The organism is Brevibacillus panacihumi W25 (assembly GCF_000503775.1).
Lineage (GTDB): Bacteria > Bacillota > Bacilli > Brevibacillales > Brevibacillaceae > Brevibacillus > Brevibacillus panacihumi_A.
In genome coordinates, this window is sequence record NZ_KI629782.1 from 860,676 (window position 1) to 883,039 (window position 22,364).

Annotated in this window: 21 protein-coding genes and 1 pseudogene; 2 read left to right on the forward strand and 20 right to left on the reverse strand. The window is 50.2% G+C overall.

Annotated elements, in window-relative coordinates; all coding sequences use genetic code 11:
• Window positions 1-3: 3 nt before the first annotated feature.
• The 6 genes and pseudogenes from T458_RS33610 to T458_RS33635 form a co-directional block, all read right to left on the reverse strand.
• Complete coding sequence (locus T458_RS33610) at window positions 4-1,422, reverse strand: Wadjet anti-phage system protein JetA family protein (protein WP_023554900.1); 1,419 nt, start codon at window positions 1,420-1,422, stop codon at window positions 4-6.
• Between the two features lie 301 nt (window positions 1,423-1,723).
• A pseudogene (locus tag T458_RS33615) lies at window positions 1,724-1,921 on the reverse strand (RNA polymerase subunit sigma-70); the annotation flags it as partial.
• A gap of 109 nt (window positions 1,922-2,030) precedes the next feature.
• Window positions 2,031-3,584 carry an ATP-binding protein gene (locus tag T458_RS33620; protein ID WP_031305398.1) on the reverse strand — a complete coding sequence of 518 codons (1,554 nt, stop codon included), beginning with the start codon at window positions 3,582-3,584 and terminating at the stop codon, window positions 2,031-2,033.
• Window positions 3,585-3,782: 198 nt separating this feature from the next.
• Window positions 3,783-4,685, reverse strand: a complete 903-nt coding sequence (locus T458_RS33625) for a DMT family transporter (RefSeq protein WP_023554903.1) — start codon at window positions 4,683-4,685, stop codon at window positions 3,783-3,785.
• Between the two features lie 182 nt (window positions 4,686-4,867).
• Window positions 4,868-5,440, reverse strand: a complete 573-nt coding sequence (locus T458_RS33630; RefSeq protein ID WP_023554904.1) for a GNAT family N-acetyltransferase — start codon at window positions 5,438-5,440, stop codon at window positions 4,868-4,870.
• Between the two features lie 113 nt (window positions 5,441-5,553).
• On the reverse strand, window positions 5,554-6,618 hold the full coding sequence (locus tag T458_RS33635) for an HD-GYP domain-containing protein (protein ID WP_023554905.1): 1,065 nt from the start codon (window positions 6,616-6,618) through the stop codon (window positions 5,554-5,556).
• Window positions 6,619-6,788: 170 nt separating this feature from the next.
• Between T458_RS33635 and T458_RS33640 the strand changes: the two genes are divergently transcribed.
• On the forward strand, window positions 6,789-7,259 hold the full coding sequence (locus tag T458_RS33640; RefSeq protein ID WP_023554906.1) for a Mov34/MPN/PAD-1 family protein: 471 nt from the start codon (window positions 6,789-6,791) through the stop codon (window positions 7,257-7,259).
• On the opposite strand, the gene T458_RS33645 is transcribed toward T458_RS33640, so the two are convergent.
• From T458_RS33645 to T458_RS33690, 10 genes are all read right to left on the reverse strand, one after another.
• Window positions 7,192-9,021, reverse strand: coding sequence for a peptidoglycan D,D-transpeptidase FtsI family protein (locus tag T458_RS33645; protein ID WP_023554907.1), 1,830 nt, complete (start codon window positions 9,019-9,021; stop codon window positions 7,192-7,194). The genes T458_RS33640 and T458_RS33645 overlap by 68 nt on opposite strands.
• A 121-nt stretch (window positions 9,022-9,142) precedes the next feature.
• The gene (gene udk / locus T458_RS33650; protein ID WP_023554908.1) at window positions 9,143-9,790 is read right to left on the reverse strand and encodes a uridine kinase; all 648 of its coding nucleotides are present in this window, start codon (window positions 9,788-9,790) and stop codon (window positions 9,143-9,145) included.
• Window positions 9,791-9,860: 70 nt separating this feature from the next.
• Entirely contained in the window at window positions 9,861-10,496 is a 636-nt protein-coding gene (locus T458_RS33655) for an O-methyltransferase (protein ID WP_023554909.1), read from the reverse strand.
• Window positions 10,497-10,508: 12 nt separating this feature from the next.
• On the reverse strand, window positions 10,509-11,609 hold the full coding sequence (mltG, locus tag T458_RS33660; protein WP_023554910.1) for an endolytic transglycosylase MltG: 1,101 nt from the start codon (window positions 11,607-11,609) through the stop codon (window positions 10,509-10,511).
• A gap of 113 nt (window positions 11,610-11,722) precedes the next feature.
• Entirely contained in the window at window positions 11,723-12,349 is a 627-nt protein-coding gene (locus T458_RS33665; RefSeq protein ID WP_023554911.1) for a TVP38/TMEM64 family protein, read from the reverse strand.
• Window positions 12,350-12,748: 399 nt separating this feature from the next.
• Entirely contained in the window at window positions 12,749-13,039 is a 291-nt protein-coding gene (locus tag T458_RS33670; protein ID WP_023554912.1) for a DUF1292 domain-containing protein, read from the reverse strand.
• Window positions 13,040-13,044: 5 nt separating this feature from the next.
• Window positions 13,045-13,461, reverse strand: a complete 417-nt coding sequence (ruvX, locus tag T458_RS33675; protein WP_023554913.1) for a Holliday junction resolvase RuvX — start codon at window positions 13,459-13,461, stop codon at window positions 13,045-13,047.
• Between the two features lie 10 nt (window positions 13,462-13,471).
• Window positions 13,472-13,732: an IreB family regulatory phosphoprotein gene (locus T458_RS33680; protein WP_031305400.1), complete on the reverse strand. Its 261-nt coding sequence runs from the start codon at window positions 13,730-13,732 to the stop codon at window positions 13,472-13,474.
• 122 nt (window positions 13,733-13,854) lie between these two features.
• The gene (alaS, locus tag T458_RS33685) at window positions 13,855-16,503 is read right to left on the reverse strand and encodes an alanine--tRNA ligase (RefSeq protein ID WP_023554915.1); all 2,649 of its coding nucleotides are present in this window, start codon (window positions 16,501-16,503) and stop codon (window positions 13,855-13,857) included.
• A 354-nt stretch (window positions 16,504-16,857) separates the two neighbouring features.
• A complete protein-coding gene (locus T458_RS33690) occupies window positions 16,858-17,922 on the reverse strand; it encodes an AI-2E family transporter (RefSeq protein ID WP_023554916.1) in 1,065 nt (354 codons plus the stop codon).
• A 389-nt stretch (window positions 17,923-18,311) separates the two neighbouring features.
• Between T458_RS33690 and T458_RS33695 the strand changes: the two genes are divergently transcribed.
• Window positions 18,312-18,998: a TerC family protein gene (locus tag T458_RS33695; protein ID WP_023554917.1), complete on the forward strand. Its 687-nt coding sequence runs from the start codon at window positions 18,312-18,314 to the stop codon at window positions 18,996-18,998.
• Window positions 18,999-19,084: 86 nt separating this feature from the next.
• On the opposite strand, the gene T458_RS33700 is transcribed toward T458_RS33695, so the two are convergent.
• The 4 genes from T458_RS33700 to recD2 form a co-directional block, all read right to left on the reverse strand.
• Complete coding sequence (locus tag T458_RS33700; RefSeq protein ID WP_023554918.1) at window positions 19,085-19,273, reverse strand: hypothetical protein; 189 nt, start codon at window positions 19,271-19,273, stop codon at window positions 19,085-19,087.
• 35 nt (window positions 19,274-19,308) lie between these two features.
• Window positions 19,309-19,515, reverse strand: a complete 207-nt coding sequence (locus tag T458_RS33705; RefSeq protein ID WP_023554919.1) for a hypothetical protein — start codon at window positions 19,513-19,515, stop codon at window positions 19,309-19,311.
• 35 nt (window positions 19,516-19,550) lie between these two features.
• On the reverse strand, window positions 19,551-20,030 hold the full coding sequence (locus T458_RS33710; protein WP_023554920.1) for a PRC-barrel domain-containing protein: 480 nt from the start codon (window positions 20,028-20,030) through the stop codon (window positions 19,551-19,553).
• Between the two features lie 72 nt (window positions 20,031-20,102).
• The gene (gene recD2 / locus T458_RS33715; protein WP_023554921.1) at window positions 20,103-22,364 is read right to left on the reverse strand and encodes an SF1B family DNA helicase RecD2; all 2,262 of its coding nucleotides are present in this window, start codon (window positions 22,362-22,364) and stop codon (window positions 20,103-20,105) included.

Sequence of the window (22,364 nt, forward strand, 5' to 3'; positions counted from 1 at the left end):
TCGTTATCCTCCCCGCTCTTTACGGACAATGTCGTGATTGTGGAATCGATATCTTCCGACACTAACCGTCTGCCGCTTGCCTTGCCGGTCCAAGCTGAAACGCGAGCCACCATCCGAGCCATACAAATAAACATACCCCAGCATAAGAAATTCCTCGGCACTACTTGGAGCGAGCTCGATCAGTTCCATGCGCTTTCGGTCACCAAGCCGGGTCATGACGTAATCATCCACTTTTTTACGGGTAATGGCCTTGCGCATTTTCTCTACGTTCCTCTGTCGCAGCTCCTCCATCACGTGTGCCGGAATCGGAACCGTAACATGGGTCTCCGGCTGATGAGCCATCCTTCGGCGGCGCGGCGGCAGGAGTGACTGCTCTGACCATCCGCGAACCTGATTAATCGCGAACAGCGAGTATTCCGCATCCTGCTTTTGCTGGCCGAGCAACTCCAGCAGACGTGTCAACCGGCGGTCCAATCCTTCATGCTGCTGACTCAAATATCTGGCCCGGTCGTAGGAAGAACGAAGATACTGGTTATGCCGCACATCAATCTGATAGAAAATCTCTTCCAGCCCGACAAAGGTTTCTTCAATGAAGAATAAAGCTTCCTTGACGGCATATTCCGCTTGTTCAACCGTTTCATACAGCTCGCTCTTGACGCCGTCCATTGCAGCTTCCTGCAGCAAACCCCGATCTAGGAGCCACTTCTGAACCGTATGAAGGATTTGAAAACGATAGCGCGCCACATGATCCGACGTTTTGAGCCGGTGATAGCTTTTATCTACAATTTGCGATTTATAGGTTTCAAAATGATGGTCCAGCACTTCGCGAATCGAAGTTTTTTGAACAACTGTCTCCATGTGATGCTTCATATTATTGTATAACCCAATCAATTCATGGCGAAATTGCCTTGTTACCTGTGCCGCCTCCATTACGGCGAAACAAGGGCGCATTTTGGCCTCCTCGCCGGTAAGAAGCTGATAAGTTACAAAAGCAAACCGTTGATATTCGACCGTCCGTGCTTCGCATAATTCCTGAAACACCGCAATCAGCCGGCTGGCATAATGGGGAAGTACAATATAAGCTTCGAACTGGCTGCGGGTTTCCACATCAATCCACTTCGCCCGTTCCAGCCGTCGCAGCAATGCATTGGCCTGAGCTCTGGAGACATCCTCTAACGTAAGCTGATCCTCTCTTCCAGCTCCAACCGGCTCATCCTCATCGGCAGAAATGACCATACCCGTTTCTTGTTGAGTCTCCAGCAGCTCCTGCAGCAGATCCCGCATGACTTCATAGCGAATGCCGAACCGCTCCCTTTGCGAATGCTCGTATAAAAGCAGCAGTGCTTCCGCATATATCTTCCGATTGGAACCCGTCAGAAGATGAAATAATCCTTCCGGTACTACATCAAACAAGTTCATCATACCGTGCGCATACCCTTTCGGAGAAAAATGTCGATACTTTATTATACTAGATTTGGAAGATATGAAGTATGGTAGAATACGGCTATTCCCTTCAATCTTAATGGCAAGCTCCATTGGTATACGGAATACTTGCCGTACAAGGCTCTCAAGTATCGGTATTAACTCCAGAAGAAGCAGAAAACCGGCCCCCTCGGACCGGCTGATTCAGGCTCCATATAGCTCGGCCCACCTCACCGCACAAACCGCCCGCTGCACACAAAACGCGCTGCTTCCTGACGTCGGTTCGTGTTCACAACGTGTTCACGATGTGAGCCACTAACCGAAGATTGTGTTCGATCAGCTTGTTGCGGGCATAGGGATCTCCCTTGGCCATCAGCCGGAGATACTTTTCTTCTTCCGTGTCAGGAAGCGGCTGAGGGAATGCATTGTTTTTGACATAAGCCACAAACATCAGAAGTTCTTTAAAAACCAACGAGAGTGCTGCTAAAATGCTGGACATGGCTGCCACCTCCACGTCAGGAATTGCGTTCTCCTAACCTTATGTGGGCAATCGCCTATTTGTGCATGTACAGCAGAAAGGACAATCTGATGATTGCGTTACTTATTCATTATTCATGCAAAAAATCAACCAGCGCCTGCTGAAGCGTTCCTTTGGTAATAACTGACTTTTCAAACGAAATACCGCTTCGGATAATCTGCTTGACCACTTCAGGCCGCAATCCTGTGACTACAGCTTTGCACCCCATCATCGTCATCCCATTGAGCAAGCCCATAAGCTGATTGAGGATAGAGGTCTCCATACTGGAAATTCCCGACAAATCCAAGATCAGCACTTCAATCCGCATCTCGCCAATATGGTTGATGACCTTCTCCTCTATGATTGCAGCACGTTCCTTGTCAATAGTCCCAATTAATGGAAGAATGCAAACATTTGCAGTGAGGGGAATAATGGGAACGGACAGATTGTTTACCATTTCCCTTTGCGATTGAATCAATTGGTCTTTACACTCTGTATAACTGATGAAAAAGTGATTCAGGAACTGATCCATCATATGGTTGAATCTTCTCTCCAACTCGAAGAACTGTTCCCGACTGCTCTGAGCCCCAACGGAATGCAATCGATCATAATTATATAAAAAGTCCCACAGCACTCTTCGCACTGTTTGCACCCATTCCAAAGCGAGTGTCAGAGAGTACTTCGCCCACGCAACTCCTTCTTTCCTGGCAAAGGAAATCATCTCATGCTCTCGGCCGTCAACGATATACAGCACCAGCTTGTGGGCATTGGACAACAAGTCGATATTGCCTACCCTCTGAATCTCATTGATTTTTTCATTGACATTGACTGCCTCAGCCAACAAGCGTTTCTCAAATACGTCTTGATTTCGGAGCAAGAAATGTCTGATATCTTCACCTTGTGCATACTCCACATTCAAATTGATCACTCCACGAGTTGGCGTATTGGTCATTTTGGGCAATTTGATATGAAAAGTAGTTCCCTCGCCTGGTACACTATGTACATCAATCTTTCCTTGGTGTTCATAAATCACGGAAAAGACCTGCGTAAGCCCCATTCCAGTGCCTTCGGGCTTGGTTGTGTAGAATGGAGTACCCAACATCTTTAATTTTTCTGGCGGGATGCCAACACCAGTATCTTTGATAGAAATATGGATTTCTTCATCTGTCGCGTAATGCTGCACAAATATCGTGCCTTTTTGTGGTATGGCCTCAAACGCATTTTTCAACAGGTTGAACAACGCCTTCTTCAGTTGATTTCGCTTCCCATATATAGGAGTCTCTGTATCAAGAAGATTTCGCTGTATTTCCACCCGGTAGATCTGGTCTTGGAAGAGCGTAAATAATACTTCGAGTTCAACCGCCAGTTTGATCGGTTGATAAGGTTCATCTTCAGCATCAGGCTTTGACACATGCAATAAATTTTCCAATGTTGCAAGCGCATTATTTAATTCCGATTGTGCAATGTCCAGGTATTCATCGGTGGGGCTTTCCTTCAAAAGCTGAAGAAATCCCTTCACAGCAGTCAACGGATTTTTCACCTCATGTGCGATGCCTGCCGCAATCTGACCCACTGATGCCAATTGATTCAGATGAAACTCGTTGATCGCCTTGTAATCCTTTGTGGACACATTCACCCACTCCATCCCTTCATCGTTGTTGAAAAAAAAGTAAAATACTAATGTACATTTCTCTACTGTCACTATATTTCCTTTTTCTTCTTCGGTTTTTGCACAGAATGATGATTTGTGTATTCCCGTGTTACATATGATCAAACTCGATGCGGAAGGCAGGTTGTCCGGCAAATAGATGTTTACGCAGCTCTCGGCCGGTCTGCTGATCTTTTACACATCCATTGGCACTTTCGATACGGGCAGTTTTGCTTTTTTACCCGTTAAAAATACGCCTCCCACGATCAGGATGGTGCCAGCAAGCAAATTCCAGGTGATCTCTTCGTTCAAGAACAGATACCCCCACAAAATGGCACTTGCGGGTATTAAATACGTGACCAGGGAAGCAATCTCTGGTCCGCCTTTTTGCACCAGATAATAATACAGAATATAGGCGATCCCCGAACCCATCACGCCGATGCCTAATACCGCTCCGATCGAGCTTGGTTCAGCGAGCGGAGCAAAGGAGAAGGATTCCCATGCAAATGCGAGGATTCCGCTTCCCACCATCGTGCTCAAGAGAGTCCCAAAGGTAATCTGATACATCGACAAGTTGCCCGGCAGGCGTTTGGATAATTGCGTTCCAATCGCATAGCAGCAAGTAGCAAGCAACATACAGATAAATCCGATGGCATCTACAGAGACCAGGGAAACCGGATTTATGTCCAGCAATACGACGATACCCAGGAAGGCAATCAGCATACCGAACCATTGCATACGCCCTGAGACCGCCTTGAAAAAGAGTATCCCGATCGTCAGCGTCCAAAGCGGCGTGGTCGCGTTCAGGACAGACGCCATGCTGCTCGTCAATCTCGTTTCGCTAAAAGCGATGAAGGCCCATGGAATGGCCGTATTGATCAAAGCCATCGTGACCATCGGAATCCAGGCAATTTGCTTGAGACCAAACGGCTTTTTCAGAAGAAGCATCACGATGACGATGGTGATGAAACCAAAAAAAGACCGCAGGAAAGCAATACTCCACGGCCCAAAATCAGGCAATAAAATTTTTACGAAATAGAATGACCCACCCCATATCAGGCTGAGAAGTGCGAGAACAAGAAACAGTGTACGCGTCACACATACCCCTACTTTCCGCAAGTTGAATAGCCGACTGACTCATGCAAGTATTCTATCAGGTGTTCGCCTCCTTGACCATCGAAGTGTGAACCTTTTGAATAGAAAAGCAAGTATGTGAAATTTGGCACATAAAAAACCAGCCTTTTTATCAAAGAAATGGCTGGTTCAATCCGGTCTGCTGTTTACGGTACAAGTACAGGAACACGCTTGACCATATGATGATACAGATGCCCTGCAACCATCAGGCTGCCGTCGGGGCGAAAACCGACCGATTCATACAGTCTGCGTGCCTTCACATTTTCCTCCTCGACCAATAATGCGACGCGGTCGTGCCCGCGAGCCTCCGCTTCCTTCTCGAAAGCATGGAGCAGAGACTTGCCCACTCCCATCCTGCGGCTATCAGGGTGGACAGCGAGGGAATCGAGATAGAATTCATCATCACGCGCTTCCTTTACAATAACCGGAGCTTGTCCGGTACGCTGCAGCCACCCTTCCACAAAGGGACGGTCCAGCCGCTCCGTTTCGCTGCCGTGGTAGAACAAGGCGAATCCCACTACTCGCTCCCGATTCGTCGCTACGACCACATTTTCATAGCTCAACCGATTTTGCGATTTGACAAAGTAGCTGGCAATTCTCTGAACAGCCTCATCGTATTCCTTGGCTCCAGTCAAACTGTGTGCGATATCGAGACCGATCGCCTCCATGATGAGCGGGGCTACATCTTTTGCATCGGCAGGTAACGCTTTGCGGATCATCTGGAGTCCTCCTCTCTTGGTGTCGGTATTTCTCTTGTGCGAATCCGTCTCTTATTTTGTCATAAGCCGGTTGGCTCGTCAAAAAGGAAAAAACCACCCTGGGATCAGAGCGGTCAACCAATCATTTTTTCAATTGTCAGCTTTCTCTCCAGTCGCAAGTCCAGAAACTCTCCACTCCGGCGAACCAGTGGACGCATCGGTTCGTCTTGATTGATCAAAATGACCTCTACTTCCTCACCGGTGCTTAGCCGCGCCTTGGCCCCGACGTACAACAAAGCGATATAGCGAACAAATTGGGCTACGATCTCAATATTGAGGGTACCGTTACAGGCTTCCTTCCAGAGGTGCTGTGCAGCCTCAAAAGGAGAGGTTCTGTCTTTGTATACCCGGTCCGAACAGATGGCATCGAACATGTCGGCCACCGCCAGCACCTGGCATTCGATCGGGATGTCATCGCCTTTTCGCTGCTGCGGATAGCCAGACCCGTCAAGGCGTTCATGATGCAAGAGGGCACAGAGCGCCAATTCCTCGGAGCCGCCCTCCATGGTTCGGATCATTTCATATCCATACACGGTATGCTGGCGCATGATGGCAAACTCTTCCTCGCTCAGCTTCCCTGGTTTTAGCAAAATTTCCTTGGGAATTCGCATCTTGCCCAGATCGTGCAAAAAGCCGGCGGTACCCATGAACGATACCCGATCCTCGTCCCATTTGAGCAATGATGCAATCAGGGAGCACAAAATGCCGACGTTCAAGGAATGTCGGTATGTATAACTGTCTGCCCCTTCGAGGAAGTAAAGAGAACGAAACAATCCCTTCTGCTTCAAAGCATGTCCAGCTACATCACAAAAAATCTCAGAGAATTGTTCCAGCCTCGGTTTGACATCTTGAAAAGTCTGTTCAAAAATCTCTCGTGTCTTGTCCAAGGCTTCTACATATACCGCGACAGCGGAAGCATCTGCTGTCATTTCTACAAGCTGAGACGAAATGTCTTCTCCTGTGCCTTCCGTCCAGACGTCCTGGACTTCTACCTCCCAAATACTTTGTTTTTGCAAAATATGTACATGAGTGGCAGTAATCACGGTATCCTGTGGCAGAAGCAAGATTCCGTTTTTCGTAAACAGGTCAGAAGCCAACACTCGCCCTACCAGTGAACCGTTAACAGGCATATAAGACATAGGATCAACCTCTCAAGTCCTTTTCCTAAATTATAGAAAGAAAGGGTTCACGTGACAATGCCTTTTTTCGACAATTCTTTAACTTTCCCTATTTCCGGGACCTTCTTTTCTGCCGAATCATAGGATAAAAGGCGAATCATTTGGCGAAAGGCAAGGAGGACCGTTTTTCGATGACAACGCTGTACCTTACACCAAGAGCGTGGAAACAGATAGAAAATGCGGTACGTAAAAACCCCTCTCTGGAAACAGGAGGGGTGATGATGGGATATTCTCTCGGCGAAGATGAGTGGGTCATTGCCTATGCCAGTGATCCAGGCCCAAAAGCCATCCACCAACCGAGCTCCATTTTTTTTGATGACGAGTATTTGCGCAAGATAGTCCGCAAATTAAACCGAAGCAGGCGCTGGCAGTATCTTGGAGATTGGCACAGCCATACAATCCGTCGTTTGTCACCGAGCAAGGGCGACAAGCGGACGATTTGGTCCAAAGCGATTCAATCCAAGTATATGTCCGCCTCTCCGCTCATGCTGATCGTCGGGCTGAACAAACAGAATCAGCTGCAGGCGAGAGGGTTTATTCTGGGGAATTCCCTGCGCGAGGTCGGGAAGATCGAGTTGTTTGATCGGAAAGTTCATCGATAGCCAAGCGAAACATCTCCATTGCCTGATTTTGCCCCCAGCTCGGCCTATTTTCGGCGACAGCGCTGATGGCATACAGCGGTTCATCGTAGGGGGCGTAACCCACGAACCAGTAATGGTTGGCAGATGAGCCTGCCCCCCCTGTCTGTGCCGTTCCGCTTTTTCCCGCAATCTGCCAGACTGAATCGTTCAGCATTTTTCCCGTTCCGTCGGTGACGACCTTGCGCATCATTTTGCGCAGCTTGCTTGCTGTAACGTAATCGATGCCCGGCTGTCCCAGATCTTGAACCGGAAAACGGAAAAAGGACTGTCCGTTTTTATAAGAGATTTGATTGACAAGCCGTACTTGGACAGGCTGACCGCCGCGCAAGATCGTGACCATCAGATTTGCCGCCTGCAATGGGGTTACGCGGACATCCCGCTGACCGATAGCGGTCTGAATCAGAACGCCTTCATCCTGTGCTGAGGCTTCTTTAGCAAAAATGCTGCCTCGCTCTTCCCCATCGATTTGCTTAAATCCATCCAGCTTGAACAAGTGAGCGGTCGTATGGCCGACAGGAACGGACAAGCCCAGACGCAGAGCGTACTCCTCCAGCTTCTTCGCGCCTACCCGTTTGGCAATTTCGGCAAAGGCGATATTGCAGGACTGGGCATACGCCTCTTCCATCGTAAGGGTCCCATGTCCTTCTTTCTTCCAACAAGAGAAATGATACCTGCCGTAATCCCCTGTACAGGTAAAACGGTCTGTCGGAAGCACCACTCCTTCTCCAAGTGCTGCTGCAGCTACAACTGTCTTGAAGACGGAGCCAGGGGGCAGTTGCTTGACCGCGCGATTTTGCCACTCTCTTGACTGTGCGTTTACCTTGGTCTGATCATAGGCTGGCCGGCTCACCATCGCAAGAATGTCGCCGTTTTTGACATCGAGCACGACCAAGGAGCCTTCATGCAGCCCCACTTGATCTGCGACACGTTCCATCCTGCGTTGAATCTCGACGTCTAATGTCGTCGTGAGGGAAAGCGGATAGTATTCGTTTTCCTGCTTGCTGTAACGGATGTCAAGACCCCGCAGCGGCCTGCCTTGTCCATCCACATAATAGGAGAGGACAGAAGGCTCCACTCCCTGCAAGAAGCGGTCGAAGCTGCGCTCCAGTCCAGACGCTCCGATCGTGCTTTCCTGATTCATCTTGCCGCTGGCTACTTCCTCTGGATAGAGGGTTTGGACCAGGCTGGGGTTTTGGTGAATATAGCCGATCAGATGCTTCGCTACTTCATCTTGACGGTAACGCTCCGTCACTTTCAGAGCGACGACGCCAGGTATCGCCAGGCTGTTCACCTCGCTGCTCTGCTGTTCAGTCAGAACGATAAGCTTGCCAGCTGGATTGCGCAGCAGGACAGGCGCCTTGGCCTTCTCCATCGTCGCAGTCAGGTGGTCCGGGGGTTGTCCTACGATCTTAGCAAGCTGTTTGATCCCGTCCGTCCCTTGCAGACTGCCGCGTGCAAGGGGAAAAAGGATCAATGCCAGATGCTCGCTCCCTGTAAACGCATAGCCATGGCGATCCAGAATATCGCCACGACCGCTGTGCAGGACAATGCTTTGCTGCCTTTGCTTGACAGCTCCTTTTACCAGATCGACGCCTCTGCGGGAAAAATGATGCGGAGCCCCCAGTTGAATCCACCAAAGACGGGCGAGCAATCCAATCCAGACAATTGTCATGAAAAAGAGCACCAGAAAATGGCGTCGTTTGATACGTTGTTCCAGTTGCATACCAGGTCCCCCCTCCAGCTCTCTTTCTTCCAAGTATTGACGGATTCCATTGAGCGGAAACGGGCATGTGTTGCGGATCATACAAAAAACACGCCGTAGGGGCGTGTTTCCTTGTTGGTGCCTAAGGGGTTACCTGAACATATTTTCGTTTTTCCAAGAGGATGTTGCTGATCTTCGTCGACAACAGATCGAGCGCGACACGGTTGAACCCGCCCTCAGGAATGATGACATCCGCGTATCGTTTCGTCGGCTCGATAAACTGCAAATGCATCGGTCGTACGATATTCAAGTACTGATTGACGACAGATTCGAGCGAACGCCCGCGCTCCTCGATATCGCGCACGATTCGGCGTACGATTCGTACATCCGCATCCGTATCGACAAAGACCTTGATGTCCATCAGATTGCGAATGCGCTCATCCTCCAGGATCAGCATGCCTTCCAAAATGATGACATCCTGGGGTTCCACCCGCACGCGCTCCTGTTTGCGATTATGGACCTTGAAATCGTAAATCGGCTTCTCAATGGCACGCCCCTGCAAAAGCTCTTGCAGGTGCGTCAACAGCAGGTCATTGTCAAAAGCAAGCGGATGGTCGTAATTGGTAGTTACCCGCTCCTCCAAGCTGAGATGGCTTTGATCTTTATAATAGGAATCCTGCTCGATCATCGTCACCCGATCGTATTGAAATTGGCGGAACAGCTCTCCAGCCACTGTGGATTTACCGGATCCACTTCCTCCTGCTACCCCAATGAGCACGGGGTTCTTCATCCTGCATGTCCCCTTCCTTCATGTATCCAAGGCCTTTTCATGCCCGATTTATTCTCTGTGTTGACCGCTGTTATGCCTTTTTTACACTTATGGAGAGGCCATCTCCAACGGGGATAAATGTCGTCTCCATATCAGGCCGTGTCGCGAGCTGTTGGTTGAAGTGAATGAGTTTGTCTACCAATGGCCGCTGTCGCTTGCCTGCTTCTTCAGGAGATGCAACCAGTCCACGAAATAAAACGTTGTCGCTGATCACCATTCCCCCCACGCGAAGCATCGGAAGGTACAAATCCAGGAATTTCTGGTACTGCCCCTTCGCTGCATCAATAAACAGACAGTCAAACTGGTAGCTGTCAGGCAGTCCGAGGGTAGCATCCCGTGACAGAATCTCCACCCGATCCGCATATCCCGCTTCCTTAATATTGGCTTGGGCACGGGAAAGCCTTTCCTGATCGATCTCCATCGTGACGATACGTGCATCCGGAGCAGCTTCAGCCAGCCAGATCGTAGAATACCCGATCGCTGTCCCTACTTCCAATATTGAGGTGGGGCGGTGCAAAAGGAGCAGCATCCGCATCACTTGTGCGGATGGAAGCTGAACAATCGGGATTCCCTCGTCCGCTGCTTCCTGCTCCAGCCGCTGCAGCAACGGGGATCTATCTGGCACCAGACGGAAGAGATACTCCTCTACTTTCGGGTTGGTAATCATCGTAACACTCCTCTAGTTTTTCCTGCTTTTCGCGTCATTCGCATTGTGTTCCTTCAATGTCCGCGAAAAGTAATGCTCAGAGGTACCGTCTTTTTTCGTAACATAGAAAAAATAATCGTGCTTTTCGGGATTGACGACTGCTTCCAGCGAAGCCCTGCCCGGACTTGCGATTGGACCTGGAGGCAAACCTGGATTGGCATAGGTGTTGTAAGGATTTTTCACCTTGAGATCTTCATAGGTCAGGCGATCCCGTTGCTTGCCCAGGATGAACTGAATGGTTGCATCCGCCTGGAGCGGCCATTTGTCGCGCAGTCTGTTGAAATAAACCCCCGCTACAGTCGGACGTTCTTTGTCCACTGTTACTTCACGCTCTACGATGGATGCGAGATTGACGACCTCGTCCATACTCAGGTTTTGTGCCTTGATTTTCTCTGTCCACTCCGGCTTCCATTCCTTTTGGAACTGGGCCAGCATCCGTTCGATAATCTCATGCTCGGTAGCGCCCTCTTTGATCTCGTAGGTCTCTGGAAATAAGTACCCTTCCAGACGATGAGTCCGCGCTTCGTTTTTCGGTATTTGGGCTACAAATGAAAACGCCTCGAAATTGCCGTTGTTGACCTCGTCTAAAAAGACCTTTTTATCGACAAGTCCTTCGGAAGACAAATGGTCTGCGATCTGCTCCACATTCCATCCCTCTGGAATCGTAAAGCGTTGGGCGCGGACGACAGTGTTGCCCTCGATCATCGCCTGCAGCATCTCGTCGTGCGTCTGCCCGGGAGTGAAGGCGTATTCCCCTGCTTTCAGCTTGGGAGCTACACCTGTATACCTGACGTAATAGGAGAACATCTCCGCGTTCCGTATTAATCCTTGCTCTTCCAGCAATCGGCCGATTTGAAGCACCGAAGACCCAGTCGGGATAACGACATGTTTCGTCACCTCTTCTGAGGGTACAGGTTGGAGCTGCTGATATACATAGAAGGCTGTCCCTCCGACAGCAAGTACCAGAACAAAAAAGAACAGCACCAACCAGCGAAACAGTCGCCCGCCTCTCCTGCGGCGTTGTTCTTTCGGGCGCTCGGCCTTGAAATCTGGCTTCTCTAACAGTTGATTCAAGGTAGGAATCCCCCTAGCGTCTCTTCTCTCAATCTTTTTTATTATACAGGAGGCAATCCACGCTGTCACCGTGTTGGATTTTGCCGAATCATGATTAGAAAAAGCACCCTTATTCAGGTGCTTGATTGCCTTTTTGTGCTTCTCCATTTGCGGTGTATCCATAAGACAGCACCTAAAAACAAGCTGTAAATCCCCACTGCGAGTAGAATATTGCGCGGCTCTGTCATCAGGTTGTCCCCTACGACAGCAAACAACAGCATAGCGGGAATTTTCCCCAGGGCCGAAGCAATCGTATAGCTCCAAAAGGAAACGCGGCTCAATGCGGAATACACGTTGACCACGATCGACGGAACGATGGGAATGCATCGGGCGAACGCAATCGTCAAAAAAGCATGGCGTTCAAACAGACCTGTCAACTCCCCAATTCGCTTGTAGCGATTGAGAATTTGAATACCCCATTCCTGATAGCCGTAGCGCACGAACAGAAACATCAGGATGGAAGCAGCTGTCGAGCCGATCCAGGTGATCAGGCCTCCAATGAGTGGGCCGTAAGCCGCACCGATGACGCCACCTACGAGCGGATAGGGAATCACTGGAAACAGGGCCATGATGGTCGCTATTGCCGCTACCAGCATAACATTGTTCGAATCCTGGGTCCAAGCCAGAATATCTTCGCCGAATTGATAGATGAAGTAGCCGATTGCCAGATAACATGCGGCTAGAATGATTTTTTTTAGCATGCCTTCTCTCCCGAATTGTCATACTTCTATCTTATCATGTACGTGGGATAGGCTCCTATATAAGACTATAAAAACCTCGTTGTCCAACTGTAGTGGAGGGGAGGAAAAAAGGGAGAACGCTCCAGGTGGTTGGGATCTTCGCTGGGGGGCATTCCTGGCCGCCTCCACTCCAAAGGCGGAACCGCGGCCAAAAGCAGCCCTCTCTAAGAAGTGATTCAGGGTTGGCCGCTGAATGCGGGTTCCGCCTTTTCCGTTGCGTCTGGGTCAAGATCCCAAATACCTTCGCTTTTCTCCCTTTTTTCCTCAGCCAGCCATTTTAGGTCCGCCAACTTTACTATTGCGGGTTTCTCAAGGTTGACAATACAAAAAAAGAGGACCCTTGGGCCCTCCTCTTCGCGATTAAATTCCTTCTTTTTCCAGATCGGTGATCAAGGTTTCGAAGGTGGCTTCGACTTGCTCCCACTCTTCGTCGTCCTCGATCGGAATCAGCATATCGGTTCCGTCGTAACGCAGGAAGTGTACCTCATACTCTTCTTCTTCCTCTTGGTCCACTGGAACCAGTACGAGATAGCTGCGATCTTCGATATCAAAAATGTACATGATCCGAAAATCTCGCGGCTCCTCGGTCCCTTCCTCTGTCAGGGCAATCACATCGCCCACTTCGAACTCCTCTGTCATTTCTTCGCTCATCATGGTCACCTCGATTTCGCGTCCAAATATCCCTGCAGGATCAAAGTGGCCGCCATTTTATCTATCACGTTTTTTCGTTTTTGCCGGCTGACATCTGCTGAGATCAGCATCCGCTCCGCTGCCATTGTCGTCAAGCGCTCGTCCCATAGATAGACGGGAAGAGATGTGCGCTCCTCCAAAAAGCGTGCAAAAGCCTGGCAAATTTCCGCCCTGGGGCCGATGGTTCCATTCATGTTTTTGGGGAGTCCGACCACGATACCGCCGATTTGATACTCGGCGATCCACTGCTGTATGCGAGCCAAATCCTTTTCCTTGGATTGCCGCTTGATCGTCTCCAGCCCTTGGGCCGTCCAGCCCAATTCATCACTTACTGCGACGCCAATTGTCTTGTCGCCGACGTCCAATCCCAGTAATCGCGCCATGTCGTCTGGTTTACTTGCGCTCTGCCAAGTAAACAGTCACCAACTCTTCTATGATTTTGTCTCGTTCCAGTTTGCCGATCAAGCTGCGTGCGTTGTTGTGGCGTGGGATAAACGCCGGGTCTCCAGAAAGCAAGTATCCCACGATCTGGGTGATCGGGTTGTATCCTTTTTCCTGCAGGGCCTTGTACACCTCTGTCAATGTCTCCTGAACGTCCGCCGCATTCGCTTCCTTGGGCACCGTGAATTTCATGGTATTATCCAACGAACTCACAATCAACACCTCGATTTCCTTTGAGACTTCTTTTTTGAAAAAGGGAGCCTCTCACCACATGTATTCGACTCCCTCCAACCTTACTCCTTGTCGAAAGTGCAAAAATTCCCGAGAAGGTGCACTTATTTCGCCACAGCTTGTGCTTTTACGAATTCTGCGACTGCGTCCAACGCTTCTTGCAGCTTGGACGGATCCTTCCCGCCTGCTTGGGCCATGTCGGGACGTCCGCCACCGCCACCGCCGCAACGGGTCGCTACTTCCTTGATGATTTTTCCGGCGTGGATACCGCGGTCCATCAGGTCTTTGGTTACACCTGCAACGAGGTTTACCTTATCGCCGTCGACGGAACCTAGCACGATAACTGCGGAGCCCAGCTTGTTCTTCAGTTCATCCACCATACCGCGCAGATTATCCATATCAGATGCTGACACACGAGCCGCGAGCACCTGAATGCCTTCGACGGTCTGCAGCTGGTCAGTCAGCGACGCCGCTTCAATATTACCCAGTTTTGCGCGAAGTGATTCGTTTTCACGCTGAACCTCTTTGAGTTGTTGCTGCAATCCTTCTACACGGGCAGGAGCTTCAGTGAGCACAGGAGCCTTCAGCGCATGCGCCACATCTTTTAAGATCGCGAATTGCTGATTCAGGAACTGGTAAGCACCACACCCTGTCACCGCCTCAATCCGACGGGTTCCTGCACCAATTCCGCTCTCGCTGACGATCTTGAACAGACCGATCTCAGCGGTATTGCTGACGTGGCATCCGCCGCAAAGCTCCAGGCTGTAGTCGCCGACCTGGACAACCCGTACGATGTCTCCATACTTCTCGCCGAAGAGGGCCATTGCTCCCATCGCTTTTGCTTCCGCAATTGGTTTGTTGGAGATGTCTACCAGCAGATTCTCCCAAACTTTTTCGTTGACGATTCGTTCAATGCGCTCCAGCTCTTCTGGCGTAATTGCGCTGATATGCGTGAAGTCAAAGCGCAAACGCTCCGGTGCCACCAGCGAGCCCGCCTGATTTACGTGCGTGCCCAGAACATCTTTGAGAGCCTGGTGCAGAAGGTGGGTAGCCGTATGGTTTTTGGTAATGGCGAGTCGTGCATCGCGATTTACTTCCGCACGCACTTCATCTCCCTTGCGCAAGGTTCCTGCTTCGATCAGAACAGAGTGGACATTTTGTCCCATCGGTCCTTTCTGTACATCTTGCACCCGCGCTTTTACCGAATCGGAGAGCAAGAGACCTTCGTCATTGATCTGTCCGCCGCTTTCCGCATAGAATGGCGTGCGGTCCAGTACGACCTGTACGGTTTGTCCTTCTTCCGCTTCGTCGACCAGTTGGTTATTGAAAATGATCGCTTCGACTTTACCTGTCGCTACCAATTCAGTATAACCAACAAATTGGCTCGTAACCGTCAAATCTGACAGCGGACCTCCCTGAGTCTGCATGCTGTCGACGTCTTGACGAGCTGCACGGGCACGCTCGCGTTGCTCTTCCATCGCTTGCTCGAAGCCTTCGCGGTCGATGGTCAATCCCTGCTCCTGGGCAAAATCCTCTGTCAGGTCGACAGGGAATCCGTACGTATCGTACATCTTGAACACGTCTTTGCCCGCGATCTGGGAGTGGCCGCTTGCTTTTGCAGCCTTCACCATTTCGGTCAGGATGTTCAGTCCATCGTTTAGAGTTTCGTGGAAACGCTCTTCCTCAGCACGAATGACTTTTTCGATAAAGGCGCGCTTTTCCACCACTTCCGGATAAAATTCGCCCATCATCGTGCCGACTGTCTCTGTCAGGCTGTACAGGAACGGCTTTTCCACGCCCAGCTTTTTGCCCATCCGCACCGCGCGACGGAGCAAGCGGCGAATCACATATCCGCGTCCTTCGTTTGCCGGCAGGGCTCCGTCCCCAATCGCAAACACGACCGTACGAGCATGGTCAGCAATCACCTTGAGGGCGACATCCAGGTCAGGACTGGTTTTGTATTGGACACCGGAAATCTCGCTGGTTTTCTCAATCAGCGGGAACAACAGATCAGTCTCGTAGTTGTTGTCGACTTCCTGGATGACGGAAGCCATACGCTCGAGACCCATACCGGTATCGATGTTTTTCTTCGGCAGCGGCGTGTAGGTGCCATCCGGATTGTGGTTGAACTGGGAGAATACCAGGTTCCACACTTCTAAATAACGTTCATTCTCCCCGCCAGGATACAGTTCGGGATCATTTGGATCGTTGCCGAAGCTCTCGCCACGATCGTAGAAAATCTCTGTATTCGGACCGCTTGGGCCTTCCCCGATATCCCAGAAGTTCCCTTCCAGACGGATGATTCGCTCTTCGGGAATGCCGATTTTTTTATGCCAGATCTCGAACGCTTCTTCGTCCTCTGGATGGATTGTCACGGACAAGAGTTCCGGATCGAAGCCAATCCACTTCGGACTGGTCAGGAATTCCCACGCCCACTCAATCGCTTCCTCTTTGAAGTAATCTCCGATCGAGAAGTTGCCCAGCATCTCAAAAAACGTATGATGCCGTGCTGTGCGTCCCACATTTTCAATATCGTTTGTACGGATGGATTTTTGCGAATTGGTGATGCGCGGGTTTTCCGGGATAATCCGTCCGTCAAAGTATTTTTTCAGCGTCGCAACACCGCTATTGATCCACAGCAAGGAAGGATCGTCGACCGGCACCAGTGATGCACTGGGTTCGATGCGATGCCCCTTTTCCACAAAAAAATCAAGAAACATCCTGCGAATCTGATTTCCTGTCAGTTTTTTCATGGCAATCTCCTCCAAAAAATAGAAAACTTGACTACCCTATGACATCACGGGGATAAAAATAAAAAAAGCCCTCATCCCCTCAGGGACGAGAACTGTTTTTCTCGCGGTACCACCCTGCTTACAGATCCGCCTGCTGATCGAAGGTCGAGATTCTGTCGCTTTACAGACAAGTAACGGTGCCAAGCCGCCGGTTTTTGCCCGGTCTCGGGAGTAGCCTTCCGTCGCACTTCTTCTGGCCGCCCTCTCAACCATGGAGCGTCCTCTCTGTAAAAGGTCTGCGACATACTCGTTCCCTCATTGATCATTGTACATGTAGTGCTTTGTTCGTATTATAAATTTTTTTGCCGATCACTGTCAACTTTCATGCATCATCAAAGCGATGCGATTGATCACAACCTTGCAGACTGCCAAAAAAGGCACGGCTACGATCAAGCCGACAATTCCCCCGATAGCCTCTCCAGCAAGCAGTGCCATGATGATCAGCAAAGGATGCAATTGAAGGGATCGGCCAACGATATGGGGGGATAAAACGTTCCCCTCCAACACCTGGATGATCAAATTGACGGTCACGACCAGGATAGCCATTTTCGTCGAAATGGTCAACGCGATGATAACGGCCGGACCCGCACCGATCAGAGGGCCAATATACGGGATGACATTGGTCAAGCAGACGAAGGCGGCCAGGACAAACGGATACGGCATGCCAATCAGCCAATACCCCAGATAAGCGCAGATCCCGACGATGAGCGCGACCATCATTTGCCCGTGGATGTAATCCCCCAGCGACACGTTGATATCGCGCAACACCGTCAATACGCGCTTGCGGTACGCGGCAGGGATGATGAGCATGCTGGACTGGTGCAATTGCTTCATATCCTTCAGGAGATAAAAAGCGATAAACGGCACGACCGCATAAGCCAGCAGCTTGCCCAATGTATTGCGGGCATTATTCACCAGCTCCGTGACAGAATGGGAGACGCGCTCATGCGATTGAATAATGACACGGTCTACCCCGTGCGAGATGCTCTCCGGCAAGAAATACTTATGCGCCTCCCATTCACTCATCCACTTCGTATACCACTCTTTGAGGCGCGGCAGGTCATCCGACAGCTCAATCCACTGGGTGGTAAACACCGGTATTGCGTTTACGATCACGATGGCAATGACCAGAATAAACGATGCGTAAATCAGCAGGACAGCCATCAGACGCGGCACACGTCTGCGTTCGAGCAATTCAACAATCGGATGAAGAATGTATGCGATGAGCAAGCCAACCAGGACAGGCATAAAGACTTCGGACAACAAACGCAGAATTTGAATGAGTACGGGACGAAGCAGCCAGAGCAAATTCCCAATAATCAACAGAGCGATCAGCCAGACGGCAGCAGCGAACCAACGGCTTCGCTTCAATTCATCCACCGCTGTCACTCCCCTTCCTGATGGTGGAACCTAAAAATTAGCCTGTCTCAAAGCAAAAAAAACATGTACGCCCAAGAAAACTGACTATTGACATGCAGCCAAAAGGCACATAAAATTTGAACTACAAGAAGATATCTCCAAAGGGGAGTAGCTTTTCTGCAGCATAGTCGTCATTACGGGAGAAATCCCCGGCTATGTTGGCAACATTTTCGGAAATGTTGTAAGCAAGACCTTTGCCTGTAGGGTAATGGTCTTTTTTTGTTTTTCACACGACCTTTACCTGTCCAGGGAAAGGTCGTTTTCTTTTCCTCCTTTCTACAAATACTAAGGGAGATTGTAAGAAAACGGCCGAGGATTCTTCACCATTCGAGGACGAGGAGGAGAAAGAAATGGAACTACTGTTTACACCCGAGTTTTGGTCCGCACTTTTAGCCATCATTGTTATCGATCTCGTGTTGGCTGGTGACAATGCGATTGTCATCGGGATGGCAGCCCGCAACTTGCCTGCACACCAACAGAAAAAAGCAATTATCTGGGGGACCGTCGGAGCTATCGTCATACGCGCTCTAGCCACCTTGGCCGTTGTCTGGTTGCTGAGAATACCCGGTCTTTTGCTGGTCGGTGGTCTGATCCTCATCTGGATTTCACTGAAGCTTTTGGTCCAGGAAGAAGGCCATGAAAACATGAAAGCAAGCGGTTCACTCGGCTCAGCAATCTGGACGATCATCGTCGCGGATACGGTCATGGGTCTGGACAATGTGATCGCGGTCGCCGGTGCAGCTCATGGAGACTTTTTGCTTGTCGTGATCGGCTTGATCATCAGCGTTCCGATCATGGTGTGGGGAAGTACAATGATTCTTAAATTCATGGAACGCTTCCCGATCGTCATTTTTATCGGGGCTGGGGTACTGGCATACACCGCTGGAAGCATGGTCACCAATGAAAAATTGCTCGCTCCATTCTTCGCAGCCTATCCGTGGGTAAAATGGGTATTCATCGTGGCAGTAGTGGTTGGTGTGCTCTTGATCGGCCGCATGAAAAACCAGAAACAAAAAAGAATGGCCGAACAATCCTAAGCATAGCAACGCATAAAAAAATGCCCGGACGCCATATGAGCGTTCGGGCATTTCTATTGATTTCGCCAAAGCGGGGGTTATTGCGTTTACCTAGCCATAGCCCGGATGAGCTTGCGGCTAGATTTTACCATGCGATTGACATCTTTCATGGAGAAAGGCAAACGGTTGAAATTCAACGAAAATCCTCGTCTCTTGCGACGCGGGGCCATCAAATAACCGATCAAAGCGACAATCCCGCCAGTCGCGACAATCCGCATCAGGCTTCGAATCAACATTCGCGGCCACCTCCATAGGATGTTTTTTCGCCAGACTACATATTGATCTGAGCAGCCGCGGTCTGCTCCTCAATGAACAAATCATTCAAGGAATGCAAAGAACCGTCCTCTTCCACTTGGTAGACGGAAGCAATCTGTTCATTGCTTACGCTCATTTCAATATAGCAGTTCCAGCAGTAATACTGGTTGGTCCCAATTTTTCCGACGTCTTTCGAACTACAATTCGGGCAAATGACACGCATCACCTAAATCCTCCCTTTCACGCCTGGATACGAACTTAGTCCGGCACGATCAGGTTTTCTTCCCCGACAATGACAGAAGGTGGTGCGGAAAAGCGTTTTCGCCCTTCGGTGACATCCGCAATCCAACCATTGGATAGTTCGTACCCTACAAGTTTCTCCCAGTTTGCAGAGAAGTAAACATCTTCCACTCTGCCCAGGATGTTTCCGGAAGCGGTAACGACCGCTTTCCCTTTTAGTTTTGTCTTTCCCGTCACGATGCCGACAGGTTCGATACCGGCGAGATCAAGCAAGGGAGTGATTGCGTCTTTTCCCGAAACGGTCAGGCATGATTCGCCGACCGCGTGAATCCGTTCGGAAGGAATGTAGGTGCCTGGGTGGAACCAGCCCTGTTCGCTCAGCAAGACTCCTCGTACATGCCAAGTGGGGTCGCAAAGAATGTCACGCACGGTGCCGATCGTCTCTCCGGTCTGAAGACACATGACGGGCATACCGACTACATCCAATGCCTTGCGCATGTGGGACATCCTCCTTCCGCCTTTTTAGTATCGGCGAAAGACAAATGCTCATTCGGCGCAAATGGTTCCAACCTACACTTGCTTTAAGCGCTCTTCCAAATAGCTGTAACGGACTCCTTCCTCATCGGTCTGCACGGCTGCCAGGAATGCTTCCGGCTCCCCGCACATGATGAGAAATGACTTGCTGCGTGTAATGCCGGTATACACCAGCTTTCTGCGCAGCATCCGGTAATAACTTTTGACAAACGGCATAATCACAATCGGAAATTCACTACCCTGCGATTTGTGCACGGAACAGCAGTAGGCAAGCGTCAGCTGATGATAGGCAGAACGCTTGTACACTACCTCCCGACCATCAAAATTGACGACCAGCATCTCTTCATTTTCCGCATTTTCGTTGGGGAAAAAAATTGCTACGATCTCACCCATATCACCGTTGAACACATGTTCTTCGGCGTTGTTCACCAATTGCAGCACCTTGTCTCCGGTCCGAAAGGCAGTTTCCGCGAAGGTAACCTCGCGCTTTTGTGCGGTTTTCGGATTGAACAGCTCCTGCAATTCTTCATTCAATCGATTCACACCGGCCATCCCCTTGTACATCGGGGCGAGGACTTGTACATCTTTGGCCGTATACCCTTTTTTTACGGCTGCCGCACAAATTTGTTTCACTGCTTCCGGCACATCTTGTGGCGAACTTGTGAAAAATCTGCGATCTTGCGTCGTCTTCAACAAATCAGCTGGCACTTGACCCTGCCGTACTTCATGTGCCAGCTGAATGATCGTCGATTCCTGTGCCTGCCTGTATATATCCTTCAGTTGGACGAGCGGCAGCAGTCCGGATGTGATCATATCCTGCAGCACATTGCCCGGACCGACAGAAGGAAGCTGGTCCGGATCCCCTACGAGGATAATCTGCATTTCGTCGGGAATGGCCCGAAAAAGCTGGTTGGCAAGCCAAATATCCACCATCGACATCTCGTCTACGATTAACAGTCTTCCCTGAATCGGATGCTCAGCGTCATGCTCAAAGCTTTCGCCTTTATAGCCCAGCAGCCGATGAATCGTCATCGCAGGCAATCCGGTCGTCTCTGTCATTCGCTTGGCAGCTCGTCCCGTTGGTGCGACTAACAAGATGGGAAATGGATTGTCATCTCCGTATTTTTTCAGATCAAGAGAGACCCCATGCAACTGGGCAAAAACACGGCAGATCCCGCGTATGACCGTCGTCTTTCCTGTTCCGGGTCCACCGGTCAAGAGCATAAGTCCGCTGGTAATGGCCCGCTCAATCGCATCGCGTTGGGTGTCAGCGTACGTAATCCCCAGCTCGTCCTCCACCTTGCCCAGGGCGCTGTAAAACTCTGATACAGGAAATGTGCCGAAATCATCACGCTGCGCAAAATGGCGGAGCCGCTTGGCCAATCCAATCTCTGCAAAAAACAGGGAAGGCAAGTAGATGCGTTCTTCCTCCCAAGCCACCTTGCTTTGGACGAACAACGCCTCGACCGCCAGTTTGATCTCTTCCTGAGTAAAAGCATGTCCGCCGCACTCATCCAGCAACCGCTTTGTCTTTTCACACAGCTCATCTACCGGGACAAACACATGGCCTTCCGAGTATGAGGATTCTTGCAGCACGAACAACGCAGCAGCCTTTGCCCGTTCTTCGGAGGAAGCGGCAATTCCAGTCGCGCGAGCAATGTCATCTGCCCGCTTAAAGCCAATGCCCTGGATATCCTCGATGAGGCGATACGGCTCCTTCGTCAAAACGTCCATCGTCTCCAGCTTGTAGTGCTGATAGATGCGTAGAGCCATATTGACTCCGATCCCGAAATCGTACAAAAATACCATGGCACTTTCCAGCGAGCGATGTTCCATGACCGAATCGTAGATCGTCTTGGCTCTCGCCTCCGAAATCCCCGGCAACTGAGCCAGGCGCTCCGGATTTTGTGCAATGATGCTAAGTGCATCTACGCCCAATTCTTCAACAATGCGCTTTGCCATTTTCTTACCGATTCCCTGGAAAAGCCCACTCGCCAGATAACGCTCTACCCCAGCCGCCGTCTTGGGCGTTTCTCGTTCATAACGCTTGGCGACGTATTGTTGTCCATATCGCGGATGTGTCTTCCACTCCCCATAGAAGGTGTATCGTTCTTCCGGATGAGGCCGTGGAAAATTCCCGACGATGATGACCTCGGAATCCTTGATGTTCTCCGTGGTCTCTTCTATCTTTAGACGGATAATTCCGTACCATGTTTCTTCGTTGTAAAATATTTCTTGATTGACATATCCGCGAATATATGTTTCGGAAAACAAGGAGATTTGTTGTTGCTCCTCCAT